Raw genomic sequence first — 12,977 nt, 5'->3', positions numbered from 1 at the left:
AGGGTTCTGAAAGTTCAGAGGTCCAGCCACCCATCAATAGTGCGACGACGGGAGATCCACCCACTTTTGGTTGGAGTGCCTATGCAGAACGGGTCAATGGACGTTTCGCGATGATTGGATTGGCCGCTGTGCTGCTCATCGAAGTGGTGAGTCGCGACACCTTCGTGCATTGGGCCGGTTTGGTGTCCTGAGTGGTTTGAGTGGTTGCGTTGTCTAATCAGCTTGGCAAACGGATCAGGTCCACATCCCAACGACCCTCTCGGCTGACTTGAACTGCTAGAAGCCGACCAGATCCATCCAAAATCACATGGCGAGGGATCCCTTTGGCGCTGAGCTCAAGCCGATGAACAGTACCCATACTGCGGTGATAGAGCAACAGTTCCGTTTGGTCGTCACGCTGTCTTACCAGCGCCAGGTGTTCGCCATTGGCACTCACGCTCACACTGATTGGCTGAGCATCAGGTCGATTCAGGCCTGGAAGTAGTACCGATCTGCGGCTTCGTAGGTCGATCAATTCAATTCTTTCTTTTCCTTGATGGTTGGCCAGAGTGGCCAACCAACGCTTGCCAAGGGCCGGTTGGCGACGACTGCTAGCGGATTGGAGCAGTGAGCGATTGATGCCTTGGAGTGGCCTCAATGCTTCTCTTCCGCAAGCAACCAGCCCAAAGCAAATAAACAAAGTTACAAGCCAACTCGGCAGATCTCGTAAGAGCCCATATTTCACGGTCTAACCTCTTTCGTTGGAGTTGAGCGCTTCAGCCCTCTGATTGGATCAGGCTCAAGGATGTGTGATAGATCGAAGAGCTCTACGCGCCAATGCCCCTGATCGGCTACTTGCATAGCTAACTGGCGTGCATCTGGTGCAAGGCTGAGGCTCACAGGATCTCTCTCCCCCGGTAGGGGAAGCGGGTGGATTCTTCCGGTTAGACGATCTTCAATGATCGTTAGGCGACGATTGCCTTTTTGTGTGATCACTGCCAGATAACGTCCATTCCAGCTCAGGGAGGGAGAACTGTGAGGTTGGTGACGGGAGAAATGGCGTAGTGGCAGGATCTTTCCGTCTCTAAGCTCGCGGAGCTGAACGGTTGGCCGGCCTCGCTGATCGACGATCACTGCCAGCATTTCGCCATTGCCGCTGAGGGCAGGGTCTTGCTGGCTGCGTTGAAGCAGGCCACCTGGTGCTCTCTCAATCGAATTGATGCAGCTCCCAAGGCTCAGGCACCCCAAAAGCAGGATCAGTTGCTGCAGGTTGTTGGCAATGGGCTTCAGTCGTCAAAACGGGAACTGTTGTCGCGAGGTCTTGAACTTCGCGGAGCTGAGCGTCTTGGCTCAGGCATTGATGATGAAGGAGGCGCCGCTTCTGTTCTGGTGGCTGAGGGATTGCCTTGTGGTCGGGAGGGCTTTGATGCTGTGGGCCTGGATCCCGTCGACCTGGACTTTGCAGGAGAGTAGGCCGCATCTTCAGCCTCGGGACGAATCTGAGACCCCTGAGGTACACCAGGTTTTCTTGATGAGCCGTAGCCCCCTCTCGTCGTAGACCTTGGCTCGTTGCTTAATTGGGTTCGATTGGTGGTTTGTTGATTGGCTGAGGGACGGCTGCCCCGGCGCTGATCTTGGCGAATATTGCGGCGTTCTCCAAAGTCAGGACGATTGTTTTGTTCATCATCCTGGCGGCCGAATCGGGCCATGCGACGAGAGCGTTCTGAGTCTTCGCCCCAGGACTCTTCCTCCTTGTTGCGGCGACGGCTTGCTGCTTGTTCTGGTATTGCAGCTCTTGTGGTTCTGCGAGGCCGGTATAAGTCTTCTTGAGGGCGATCAGCATCGTCGTTGTCTCGACTGGAGAAGCGTCGTCGAACCGGTTGGGGTTCCTCAAAGCGGTCGTAGGGTTCATCCCAGTCACCCCTTAGGCCACCGCCTCGACCCTGGTTGATAGGCGGGGCTGGTGCATCATCGAAATAGGATGAACGCCGAGCCCCCTCAACAGCTACGCCTCTCAACCTGACACTTTCGTAGGCGAAAAACATTGTGGTTCCGGCTAGCAGGAACACGCCGAACTGCAGGATCGGATCCAGGCGCCACCCCTGAAAAAAGAAAACTCCTCCACAAAGGAGGCCGATGGCTGCGAAAAAGACGTCGTAGTCGCGTGCTAAGGCAGGCTTGAACGATCGCATGAAATACAGCAGAGCACCGCCTACTGCAAGCACGATTCCAACAATGCTGCCCCAGTTAAGACTGGCATTGACCACAATTGCGCCCCCTGAAAACGCCTGAACAGGAGGTTGAAAACCAACCTCGTTGGGCTCAGTCTACGAAGTGCGCCAAGGCTGCTTTGAGGTTTCGGTCAACCCGATCACTTGCGATACATCTGGTCGTTTTGACTGATCAACACAAGGGCAACGGCAGCTGGTATTACCACGATTACTGCGGCCCAAACGAGGCTGCTTAGATAATTGGCGAGAGAAGCGGTCATAGCAGTGGTTCTGACTTGGGCGAGGCCATCATGATCTTAATGATCAGGGGTGACTTTCTACGATGGAATTGCTGATGCTTTGAGCTTTGTGACACCAGTTCTGATTCAAGCGCTGCCAACGCTGCATCTGGTTCTGGCCTTTGCGCTTGCGTTTTGGACGCTGACATTTATCTTTCGGATCGTGCTCTCTTGGTATCCCCAGGTAAAGCTCAGCGAGGGGTTTTGGCCTTTGGTGAGTTGGCCCACGGAGCCTCTTTTGGCGATGACCCGCCGTGTGGTGGCTCCCATTGGTGGAGTGGATGTCACTCCCGTGATATGGGCTGGATTGATCAGTTTGTTGAGGGAGTTGTTGGTTGGCCAGCAAGGACTGCTCTCTCAGATGCTGCTTAAGAGCCAGGCCATTGCTTGAGATTGAACGAAGGAATTTCAGTCGAGCATGTCCTGTTCGACAAATTTGGTGTGAACATCTCCTCTCAGAAATTCTTCCCGATTGAGCAGTTCGAGATGGAATTCAACTGTGGTGGGGATGCCTGTGACAGCACATTCATTGAGTGCTCTTTTCATGCGTTTAAGTGCCGCGTCTCGGTTATGCCCCCAGGCGATCACCTTGCCAATCAATGAATCATAGAAAGGCGGTATGTCGTAGCCGGTATAGACGTGGCTGTCGATGCGTACCCCTGGTCCTCCTGGTGGTAACCAGCCTGTGATTTGCCCTGGTGAGGGGCGGAAGTTGTGGGTGGAGTCTTCAGCATTGATTCGACACTCGATGGCATGGCCTCTTAGTTGGATGTCCTCTTGTTTGATGCTGATGGGATCGCCTCCGGCGATGTGCAGTTGTTCTGCGATCAAATCGATGCCTGTCACCATTTCTGTGACGGGATGCTCAACCTGAATACGGGTGTTCATTTCCATGAAGTAAAAGTCACCCTTGCGATCAAGGAGGAATTCCACGGTTCCAGCGCCTTCGTAGTTGATGCTCCTTGCGGCGGCCACCGCAGCCTCACCCATTCGCAGGCGTAATTCGGGGGTGAGGGCTGGGCTGGGGGATTCTTCCAACAGTTTTTGATGACGTCGCTGAATGGAGCAGTCACGCTCGCCGAGGTGGATGACGTTGCCGTGTCGATCCGAGAGGATCTGCACTTCGACGTGTCGGGGCCGGTCAATGAATTTCTCCATGTAGAGCCCAGGATTGCCGAAGGCCGCTTCGGCCTCTCCTTGGGCGGCCTTGAAGAGGTTTTCCAGTTGGTCTGGCGTGGTGACCAGGCGCATGCCGCGGCCACCCCCACCTGCGGTGGCTTTGATCATCACTGGGTAGCCCATTCCCTTCGCCAGCTCAGCTGCTGCTTCTGGACTGGCGAGCAAGCCCTCGCTACCTGGCACAGTCGGAACACCGACTTGTTGCATGGTCGCCTTAGCGGTCGACTTGTCTCCCATGGAGCGGATTGCATGGGGTGAAGGACCGACAAAGGTGATGCCATGGTCACGACAGATTTCGGCGAATCGATCGTTTTCGGCTAGAAATCCATAGCCAGGATGAATTGCATCGACCCCGCGGGAGGTTGCAGCCGCGAGGATATTGGGGACATTGAGATAGCTCTTGCTGCTAGGGGCCTCGCCAACGCAGACGGCTTCATCAGCAAGTTGAACATGCAGCGCATTGCGATCCACGGTGCTGTAAACAGCCACTGTGGGGATATTCAGCTCTCTGCAGCTACGCAGAATTCTGAGGGCAATTTCGCCGCGGTTGGCGATCAGCACTTTGCCGATGGTCATCCCGCAGTAATCAGGCTTTGGGCGGATCGTATCAGCGCTCCTTGCCAGGCCACTTTGCAAAACGTTGGACCATTGGCCGGTATGATCCTCGATCGACGAAGCCCGCGAGGTTGAGTCGGCCACGCGGATGTGGTGGAATTGGTAGACACGCACGTTTGAGGGGCGTGTGGCTTCGGCCTTGCGAGTTCAAGTCTCGCCATCCGCATTCTTTCCTTACAACTTGACCTCACTCCCTCCAGCTGTCATTCCGGACACTTCGCTGGCGGTTGTTCTGGTTTCCAATGGCCCAGGGGAACTAGCGACTTGGGTTAGGCCCATTGCTGAGAGCTTGCATCGCAGCATTTTGATGCGTCCTCGCGCTGCAAGCTCGCCTATTGACTTGAGGCTGGTGTTGGTGCCTTGCCCGAATGCCACAGGACAGGAGGCTGATGCGGCTAGACGATGGATTCAGTTTGAGCAGATCACACCAGCAAATCAGTTTTGGAATTTGTTGTTCTTTCCCCGACGCTATGGGCCGTGGCCTCGCCAAGGAGTGGTCGTTTTCCTTGGTGGAGATCAGTTCTGGAGCGTGCTTCTTTCAGGCCGCTTGGGCTACCGCCATCTCACCTACGCCGAGTGGGTGGCCCGCTGGCCTCGTTGGAATGACTGCATTGCTGCGATGTCTCCCAAAGTGCGGGATCAGCTGCCACGTCGTTTCCGGGACCGTTGCACTGTGGTGGGAGACCTGATGGCGGATTTGTCTAGTCTTGCAAGAGCTGAAGCCCCGCTGCCACAAGGCGACTGGGTGGCTTTATTGCCTGGGTCTAAACGGGCCAAGCTCTGCGTGGGGGTTCCTTTCCTTTTGGAGGCGGCTGATCAATTGGCTCGGCTGCGACCTGGATGTCGGTTTTTGCTTCCTGTTGCACCTACCACAAGCGTGAAGGAGTTGGAAAGCTTTATGAGTTCGAGCAATCCGATTGCTGCTGCCTATCGCTCAGCTATTGCCATGGTCAGGCCAGCTGAGCTTGATCAGCCTTGGCGAAGATTGATCACCAGGGCCGGCACGGTCATCTATCTCCAAGAGGATCATCCTGCGCATGGTCCCTTGAGCCAATGTGATTTAGCTCTTACCACTGTGGGGGCCAATACGGCCGAATTGGGGGCGCTTGGTTTGCCAATGATTGTGATCGTGCCCACCCAGCATTTGGCTGTGATGCAGGCATGGGATGGCTGGATTGGTTTGTTGGCTCGGCTCCCTGGATTGCGTTGGTGCATTGGTGTTTTGCTCAGTGCATGGCGGCTGCGTCGTCATGGATTCCTGGCTTGGCCCAATATCTCTGCTGGACGCATGGTGGTTCCGGAGCGAGTGGGCTCAATTTCGCCACAGGACATTGCTCATGAGGCGTCAGCTTGGCTGGAATCTCCTGAACGGCTCAGGGGGCTGCGCGAGGATCTGCGCAGCCTGCGTGGGCAACCTGGGGCTGTTTCTGCACTGGTTCGGCAGGTGCGTCGTTTGCTGCCCAAAGCTCTCGGTGCTTTTTAGATTCGAAGGCTGTTTAGGGTCTGGCAGGTCCTCTTTCTTTTCCCTTCCATGTCCAGGTCTGATTCCTCCGCTTCCGATTCAGTGGATTGGATCAAGCTCAGCCCAGAAGAGTGGCAGGCCAGGTTGACTCGTGAGCAGTATCAGGTTGCCCGTAAGGGGGGCACAGAGCGAGCATTTACAGGTGCTTATTGGAACCACAAGGCAGCAGGGATGTATTGCTGTGTCTGTTGTGGAGCCCCACTCTTCAGCTCAGCGACAAAATTCGATTCAGGCACTGGTTGGCCGAGCTTTTCGGATGGAGTCAAGGCAGGTGCGATTACCACCCATCGGGACACTAGTCATGGAATGGAGCGTACTGAGATCAACTGTGCTCGTTGTGGGGCTCATCTGGGCCATGTCTTTAACGACGGACCAGCGCCTACAGGTCAGAGGTACTGCGTGAACAGCGCTTCGCTTGATTTTTCCGAGGAGGCAGAGGTTTGATTTGAATCGAAGGTCACCAAGGGTCGTCCAGTTCGGTGCCATTACGGCGCTGTGGGGTCTCCTCTATCTCTGTATCTCGGTCTCGGCCAGCTTGATCGCGTCCTGAAAAGTCGAGGGGCTCCACATCAAGAGGATCACCAAGGCTCTGAACAGGTCGACGTGAGGCTGGTCTTGGTCTCTGGGGTTGTTGATCTTCAAAGGTTCGTCTTGGTTCATAGGCAGCTGATTCTTCGAAGACTGGCCTTTGTTCATAGGCAGAAGGTTCTTCGAAGGTCATTCTTTCTTCTCTGTCATTGCGGTAGCGCGTTGGGGAGCTTGAGGGCGTTTCATCGAGATAGCGCTGTTGGGGGATGACTTCCTGTTGACGCTCTTCAAGTTCAACGTATTCAAGTTCTTCTTCCGGCTCAAAGGTTTGAGTGGTGGAAGGTTGGAGCCGGCGCTGTTCCTGCTCAGTGGGCTGTCCTGAGTTGAGCTGGTTTTCCACTGGCACAAGATTCATCCTGTAGCGCTCTCGCTCCTGTTCTTCCCAGCTGGGGCCGCCAACTCCGAGTTTTTCGAGGAAGCCGCTATTCAGTTGCTTGAGCTTCTCTTCTGCGCCTTCATAGACAATGATCCTGTCTGCGCCGCTGCTGACCACCTCGTCTACCGGCATCTCCCAGGTACTCAAGACCCCTTCACCCAATAAGGGCACACCGATTGCTCCAATCACCAGGGTGGTGAGTTCTCCTGTTTCGATGTCGAAGGAGAACCCCAGGACTCTGCCTAGTTGCTGGCCAGATTCTGTGATCACTTGGCAGTTGATCACTCGGCTGTAGCGATCTGGGGTGAAACCCTCTTTGAGTGAGTCAGAGGAATCCACGAGGATGACGTCCCCCACCTGACGGATCCGATCAAGTGGCATCCAACGTGGGAGGCCGGGCAGGTATCGCGTTAGGGGATTGTCTCGCAGGCCTAGGGCCACCACTTCGCGGCGATCAATGTCGACCACGACTTCTCCCACGACGCCGAGACGACGTCCGGTATCACGGGTGATCACGTGGGTCCCCATGAGCTCGGAGCGCAGCCAGAGGCGGTCGCTAGGAACTTTGTCCAGTGGATCGTTCAGGGATGGGTTTGTCGTCAAACGCAGGCCCTCAACAGGGGGCGAATCGAGTTATTTTGACTCAAGGGCTTGAGGAAACAGCTCACGCTGCATTGGGTAATCCCACGACTTGAGTGTGAGCCCCACGGGCCTGGGTTACCCCGATGGTGCGGTTGGAGGCGCCGATCATTGGTCGGCGGTGGCTCACAACCATGAACTGGGCTTGTTCTGCTTGGCGGGCGATCAAAGCTGCAAGGCGTTCAACATTCACCCCATCAAGGAAACTGTCCACTTCATCGAGGGCATAGAAGGGAGAGGGGCGGAAGCGCTGAAGAGCAAACAGAAAGCTGAGCGCCGTAAGCGATTTTTCTCCACCAGACATAGCCGCAAGGCGTCTCACTGCTTTGCCTTTGGGATGTGCTACCAGGGTTAGGCCGCCTTCGAGGGGGTCGTCAGGGTTGTCGAGTTGAAGGTGGCCATCGCCCTCAGAGAGGCTGGCGAAGATGTCACGAAAATGACCATCAACTGCTTCAAAAGCTTCCATGAAGGCTTCCTGACGAAGAGTGGCGACGGTCTCGATGCGGAGCAGGAGTTCTTCTCGCTCCTGGGAGAGAACCTCAAGCCTTTTGACCAGATCCCCGAGTCGTTGTTCGAGTTGTTCGAGTTCTTCAAGGGCCAGCATGTTCACTGGTTCTAGGGCTTCCATACGGCTTTGAAGCTTTTGCAGATCGGCTTGAAGGGCCTCAAGTCCTGCGCTGCGAAGCTCTGCGGGGATCTCCGGGGGTGGGTCTGGCAAGGCTTGTTGGAGTTCATTGAGTCGGAGGCCGCCGCTGCGAAGCTCTTCGGTAAGGGCTTGGCGATCCTGTCGGAGGCGTTCCAGGTTCCACTGGGCCTCTTGTAGGCCTTGGCGCTGGTTTGCTACTTCTGCTTCAGCAGCATCCCTGGCGCGCCGTTGTTCGCCAAAGCGAGTCTGTAGGTCTTGTTGTTGGCTTTCTAGTGTTTGTCTTCGCGCTTGCAGTTCTTGCTGCTGGTCACGCCATTGAGCATGGGCAGTTGCCAGAGCATGGACAGCTTCCTGCAGTCTTTTTTCCTCAGCCTCCAGGCCCTTTTGTTGATCGCTTAGGCGTTCGAGGGCGAGGTGGCGATGCTGCTGGGCAGTCAGCAATTGATCCCGATTCGTTCTGGCTGTCCCAAGTGCGTCATCGGCGGTTTCAAGATCCGCTTGTAATCGTTGCCAGGTCTCTGCATCGCCATCCGCTTGGGCTTCCTGCTCATGTTGTTCAAGTTGCTGCAGTTCAAGGGTGAGGGGAGAGAGCTTTTCGATGAGAGCGTTCAGTCGTTGCTGCTGTTGTTCTTGATGAGCTTGTAGCTCCTCCACTTTTTGAGAGCGTTGATGACGTCTTTCCATCAAGGGGCCATGGGAGCGGCGGGCTGCGCTGCGTTCGGCTTCCAGAGCGGCTTGGCGCTGTTCAAGATTTCTGAGGCAGGGGCGAGCTTCCTCGAGAACTTGGCTGAGGTGAGATTCCTCTCTGCGGCAGGCCACCAAGGTTTCTCCAAGTTCAAGAAGCCTGCGGCGTAGGGGTTCGGCCTCATCTCCCTCGTTGCTGCTACCAAAGCTAAGGCTGTTGCTACGACCGGAAAAACTGCCGCCTGTCATGGCACCGCTCTTCTCTAGCAGTTCTCCATCAAGAGTTACGGCTCGAGTTCGTCCCAACTGCAGCCGAGCAGATTTCAGGTTGCTAAAGACCAAAGTTTCGCCGAAGACGTAGGCAAAAACCTCGGCATAAATGGGCTCAAAACGAACCAGCTCAAAGGCTTTGCCGATCATGCCAGTGCTGCTATCAGCGTTGTCAGGCTTTCGCCCTCGCATGAGGGCGCTATTGCTGCTAGCTGCAGGTGCTTTGATGCGATTGAGAGGCAAGAAGGTGAGCCGGCCGGCTCGCTTGCTTTTGAGCAGTTCGATGGCTTTGGCGGCAATGCGATCGTCGTCTACGACAACTTGAGCGAGTCGTGCACCCGCAGCGACTTCCAAAGCAAGTCGGTGGCGATCGTCTACCTCCCCAAGCTGGGCAACGGGGCCGTGGATCCCTTCCAGACCGGCTTCAAGCAGCAGCCTTAGAGCTCCAGTGCCACGACTCTCCTGCAGGGTCTCGCGACGACTCTCTAGCCGGGCGATCTCTTTTTCCAAGCGGGTTTGTTCTTGCTCGAGTCGACTGCGGGTCCGTTGCTGCACTGCCAGGGCTTCAGCGGCTTGCTGAACCTGCTCTTTCTTGTCGCTGATGCTCTGGAGGAGTGTTTGCCATTCCTGTTCGAGTTGATCAAGTTGTTTCTGTACCTGCTGGTCTTCGGTGCCGTCACGCTGCTGCTCTGCTTCGAGTTCCACGCGCCGCTCTTCGTCTTGTCGCAGGCGTTCTTGAAGTTGTTGTTGCTCCTGCTGCAGTGGTGTAAGGGTGGATTGAAGTTCCTGACGGCGAGAGCTGCGCTGCCGTTGTTGCTCAAGCCAAGCACCAGAGCGACCGGCGACGTCTCCAAGGCGGCGACGGGAGACCTCTACAGCGGCTTCGGCATCTCTGCAGTTCTTTTCAGCATCTTCTAGGGCCGTGCGATGGGGATCTTCGGTCTGACTGTGAGCCTCCTGTTGCAGTTGTTTGCGGCGGTTGCTTAGGTCTTGGCGAACGCCTTGGAGGCGCTGACCTTCATGTTGGTGTTGCTCTGCTTGGCGCTCGAGTTCACGAGCCTGGGTCTCCAATCCCGCCAGTTCGGCTTGCACCCCTAGCAACTGGTCTTCGCCGAGGGCCTTAACGTTCACTTGCAGAGTCTTCAGGTTGGCGGCGGCCTTGGCCAGCTTTTCTTCGGCCTCTTGGAGGTTCGCAGCGTCGCGTACCTCTTGCTCGTCAAGCTGTTGCTGTCGGGCTTGAAGATCACGCAAACCTTGCTGGGCTGTTTCAAAGGCCAGCATCAGTTCCTGTTGCCGACCCAATTGAAGTTGCTGGCGGAGTTCCTGGTAGGTGCGGGCTTTAGCGCAGTCTCGTTCCAGGCGTTGCCGTGTGGTCAGCAGTTCCTGTTCCACGATCCGGCAGCGTTCCTGCCGCTCTTGAACATCATCGAGCTTGGCGCGAGTTTGTTCGATGCGGCTGTCGAAGAGTGCTACACCAGCCAGTTCGTCGATCAGGCCGCGGCGATCGCGGTTACTCATCGAGACGATGCGGGTCACATCACCCTGCATCACAACATTGCTGCCTTCTGGGTCGATCCTCAGTCGGCGCAGCTGGGTTTGAAGTTGCTGCAGGTTGCAGGGTTCGCCATCGGCGCTGTAGCTCGTGCTGTAGGAGCCGCCAGGCATGACCCGCAGACGGCGGGTGACGGTCCACTCTTGTTGATCAGCTTTGATCCAAGGACCTTCCTCTGGTGGCTCCAGGCCTGCCTCGGCTGGATCGGGCTTCCAGTCGCTGAGGTCAAAGCGCACACTCACCACGGTTTCAGCTGCCTTGCCTGCTCGAAGGATTCGGCTGTTGACAAGATCAGGCAGTCGATCTGCTCGCATACCCCTGCTTGTGGCAAGACCAAGGCAGAAGAGAACGCCGTCGAGGATGTTGCTCTTGCCCGAACCGTTGGGGCCTGTGACGACTGTGAAGCCCTCTTCGAGGGGGATGGTCATCGACCCCCCGAAGGACTTGAACTGCGTAAGCCCAACCTGATTGATGTGAACCAACAGGTTGCACGGGCTCTTTGCAAGCCAAGTTTACCGAATTTTCTTTGAAGCTCAAGGGTTGGCACCCGGTTTGGATCTGATCCGGCAGAGTCTGTGTTCTATCTCCAAGTGCCCCTCTAGATCAGTGCTTTGCAGGCGCACACTCAAGCGATCTTTGCAGTTGATCGGCAGAGAGCCGCTGAACAGTCCGCCGACGATGCGTTTAGCCCAACCGCGTCCCCCTGAGACGGCGGCGTCATGATGGTCCAGCCAAGCCAGTCGATGGACATTGATAGGAATGGCTTCTACCGCTGGACCATCTAATCGTGGGATCTGCGGCAATCGCCAGGTTCGACATGAGGGGCCGTCTTCCAAGAGCAAATCAAAATGACATCCGAGTGGATCGTTCGGCGCTCCTCGATGTTCCAATAGGACGAATCTATTCAGAGAGAAAAACCTAATTGCAATAGCTTAGTTGAATCAGTAATAGGAATAGAGCAAGTATTGATCAGCATTGTATTGATGCTTGCGATCTTTAATGGCTCGCATCCCTCTGTTCTTCGTGGGAGTAGAAGTGCAATTGATCAGCACTAATGATTTATGTTGTACTCGCGGCTGCGCATATGCATATAGATTCTCTAAGGTATCCACAATATTAACCAGTGATCACATTGACTGCCCTTGTTTAGGCATGGGATTTGGGCACATTTAAGTAAGATCTCTTTGAAAAGGATGCGCAAGCTGACTTGTCCTGTAAAACGTGATCTTTTCAGCATCGCAGGATGGTTTTGAATATCATGGCTTGAAGCCTTTGTTCTCTAAATTTTGTCCCTCGAGCAACTCCGAGCCTTTCTTGTCAAAATGCAGGATGATGCTGACCTTCGCCAGCAGGTCTTAAGTGCTTCTACGGCGGATGAGGTGGCCAATCTTGCTTTTGGCTTTGGTTATGAATTTTCAGGTGACGAGCTGCTGCGTATCTCTGGACAAAAGGTGGACCGAGTGACTGTTAGAAAGCAGGACGTGCCTGGAGAATATAATTAATGTTTTCTTGGAAGACTTGTTGATTTGATCCGAAGCCTAAATTTGAGAAAGAGAGTAGAAGTTTAGGGAGAAGTTGCATTGACATAAGGCTCTAGAATTATCATTTTGGGATTGAACTTTGGCATTCCTTTGCTTGGCCTAACATCTCTTTGTTTTGTCTACTACCTTTTGCATCTCCTTCGCTTCCGCTAAAACTTGGCAAAGCTCCAGAAGGCTCTCTGGAGATAGTGTCAGCCATGCAGACTGACCTAAAGGAGATCTTTATTATTTCGCCAGAGGTTCGCTGATGAGCTTGAGCAAATTGGTGTATTGGCTAGACGTTCTTTGAACACGATCAAGAGCTAGCAAGGATGTTTTAGTCTGATTGCTGTGGGGTGCAAAAGATCTAGGGTTATCGATCCGCTTGATTCAGTGGTTATAGACAGCAAGCCAATATTGGAGCTGATTCGAGTCAAGTCTTGCTCATCGATGCAGGCAAGATTGTCGTGCTGGTGGAGTAGATATTTTAGCTCGCGATTCCTTCAGATAGCTCATTAGAGGTTGGTGGGGTGAAGCCAAGGCGCGCCAGGCTTAGTTCAAGCTCTTGGATGCTGATTTGCTGCCGGATGCGCTCTAGGCGAGGAGGAACGATAGGCTGCAAAGTCCCTAGAGGTTCAGCTACGGAATTGCTCATAGACTCCATCAATGCAGAGTTGTGATCATGTAGGAGTTGTAACGCACTAGATCTAGAGATGGTAGTAGCGACAACTACACCATATCTGGCAAGTTGAGCGAAAGCTTTGTTAGAGGAGCCGTTCTGGAAAGGGCGATTCGTTTCAAGGGGTCGTGCTCAGGATCCTTTGAGTTCTGAGATGCCCAAGGATTGTTGATCAACTGTTGAGCAGGTCAGATCCTCTGCAAATCAATGACGCTTGTT

General features: G+C 54.7%; 14 protein-coding genes and 1 tRNA gene. 6 read left to right on the top strand and 9 right to left on the bottom strand.

From position 1 onward, the window contains the following. Positions 1-32 precede the first annotated feature (32 nt). A complete protein-coding gene (locus AKG35_RS13550; RefSeq protein WP_052646238.1) occupies positions 33-191 on the top strand; it encodes a chlorophyll a/b-binding protein in 159 nt (52 codons plus the stop codon). A 26-nt stretch (positions 192-217) separates the two neighbouring features. Here AKG35_RS13550 and AKG35_RS08495 read toward each other — a convergent pair whose 3' ends face one another. From AKG35_RS08495 to psbX, 4 genes are all read right to left on the bottom strand, one after another. Then, entirely contained in the window at positions 218-724 is a 507-nt protein-coding gene (locus tag AKG35_RS08495; RefSeq protein ID WP_011130960.1) for a hypothetical protein, read from the bottom strand. Beyond that, positions 721-1,227: a hypothetical protein gene (locus AKG35_RS08490; protein WP_011130959.1), complete on the bottom strand. Its 507-nt coding sequence runs from the start codon at positions 1,225-1,227 to the stop codon at positions 721-723. The genes AKG35_RS08495 and AKG35_RS08490 overlap by 4 nt, the downstream gene beginning before the upstream one ends. 38 nt (positions 1,228-1,265) lie before the next feature. Next, entirely contained in the window at positions 1,266-2,246 is a 981-nt protein-coding gene (locus AKG35_RS08485) for a Ycf66 family protein (RefSeq protein ID WP_011130958.1), read from the bottom strand. A gap of 104 nt (positions 2,247-2,350) precedes the next feature. After that, on the bottom strand, positions 2,351-2,470 hold the full coding sequence (gene psbX, locus AKG35_RS08480) for a photosystem II reaction center X protein (RefSeq protein WP_011130957.1): 120 nt from the start codon (positions 2,468-2,470) through the stop codon (positions 2,351-2,353). 88 nt (positions 2,471-2,558) lie between these two features. Between psbX and AKG35_RS08475 the strand changes: the two genes are divergently transcribed. Then, positions 2,559-2,879: a YggT family protein gene (locus tag AKG35_RS08475; RefSeq protein WP_011130956.1), complete on the top strand. Its 321-nt coding sequence runs from the start codon at positions 2,559-2,561 to the stop codon at positions 2,877-2,879. Positions 2,880-2,896: 17 nt separating this feature from the next. Here the strand turns inward: AKG35_RS08475 and accC are convergent, their stop codons facing one another. Further along, positions 2,897-4,243: an acetyl-CoA carboxylase biotin carboxylase subunit gene (accC, locus tag AKG35_RS08470; RefSeq protein ID WP_011130955.1), complete on the bottom strand. Its 1,347-nt coding sequence runs from the start codon at positions 4,241-4,243 to the stop codon at positions 2,897-2,899. A gap of 123 nt (positions 4,244-4,366) precedes the next feature. On the opposite strand from accC, the gene AKG35_RS08465 reads away from it, so the two are divergent. The 3 genes from AKG35_RS08465 (at position 4,367) to msrB (ending at position 6,248) form a co-directional block, all read left to right on the top strand. Beyond that, positions 4,367-4,448: transfer RNA gene (locus AKG35_RS08465), tRNA-Leu, on the top strand. Positions 4,449-4,463: 15 nt separating this feature from the next. Next, positions 4,464-5,765, top strand: a complete 1,302-nt coding sequence (locus AKG35_RS08460) for a hypothetical protein (RefSeq protein ID WP_011130954.1) — start codon at positions 4,464-4,466, stop codon at positions 5,763-5,765. 48 nt (positions 5,766-5,813) lie between these two features. Further along, positions 5,814-6,248: a peptide-methionine (R)-S-oxide reductase MsrB gene (msrB, locus tag AKG35_RS08455; protein WP_011130953.1), complete on the top strand. Its 435-nt coding sequence runs from the start codon at positions 5,814-5,816 to the stop codon at positions 6,246-6,248. A gap of 13 nt (positions 6,249-6,261) precedes the next feature. Here msrB and AKG35_RS08450 read toward each other — a convergent pair whose 3' ends face one another. The 3 genes from AKG35_RS08450 to AKG35_RS08440 form a co-directional block, all read right to left on the bottom strand. Then, positions 6,262-7,371 carry a PRC-barrel domain-containing protein gene (locus AKG35_RS08450; RefSeq protein WP_011130952.1) on the bottom strand — a complete coding sequence of 370 codons (1,110 nt, stop codon included), beginning with the start codon at positions 7,369-7,371 and terminating at the stop codon, positions 6,262-6,264. Positions 7,372-7,432: 61 nt separating this feature from the next. Next, positions 7,433-11,041 carry a chromosome segregation protein SMC gene (gene smc, locus AKG35_RS08445; protein ID WP_011130951.1) on the bottom strand — a complete coding sequence of 1,203 codons (3,609 nt, stop codon included), beginning with the start codon at positions 11,039-11,041 and terminating at the stop codon, positions 7,433-7,435. Positions 11,042-11,092: 51 nt separating this feature from the next. Continuing rightward, positions 11,093-11,449, bottom strand: a complete 357-nt coding sequence (locus tag AKG35_RS08440) for a hypothetical protein (protein WP_011130950.1) — start codon at positions 11,447-11,449, stop codon at positions 11,093-11,095. Positions 11,450-11,845: 396 nt separating this feature from the next. Between AKG35_RS08440 and AKG35_RS08435 the strand changes: the two genes are divergently transcribed. After that, a complete protein-coding gene (locus AKG35_RS08435) occupies positions 11,846-12,061 on the top strand; it encodes a Nif11-like leader peptide family natural product precursor (protein WP_011130949.1) in 216 nt (71 codons plus the stop codon). A 505-nt stretch (positions 12,062-12,566) separates the two neighbouring features. Here AKG35_RS08435 and AKG35_RS13000 read toward each other — a convergent pair. Then, positions 12,567-12,734, bottom strand: coding sequence for a hypothetical protein (locus AKG35_RS13000; RefSeq protein WP_157859868.1), 168 nt, complete (start codon positions 12,732-12,734; stop codon positions 12,567-12,569). Positions 12,735-12,977 lie beyond the last annotated feature (243 nt).

Source organism: Prochlorococcus marinus str. MIT 9313, assembly GCF_000011485.1.
GTDB classification, from domain to species: Bacteria; Cyanobacteriota; Cyanobacteriia; order PCC-6307; family Cyanobiaceae; genus Prochlorococcus; species Prochlorococcus marinus_D.
Note: the sequence above shows the minus strand (reverse complement) of the source record. Positions and strands in the feature narration are given on the sequence as shown.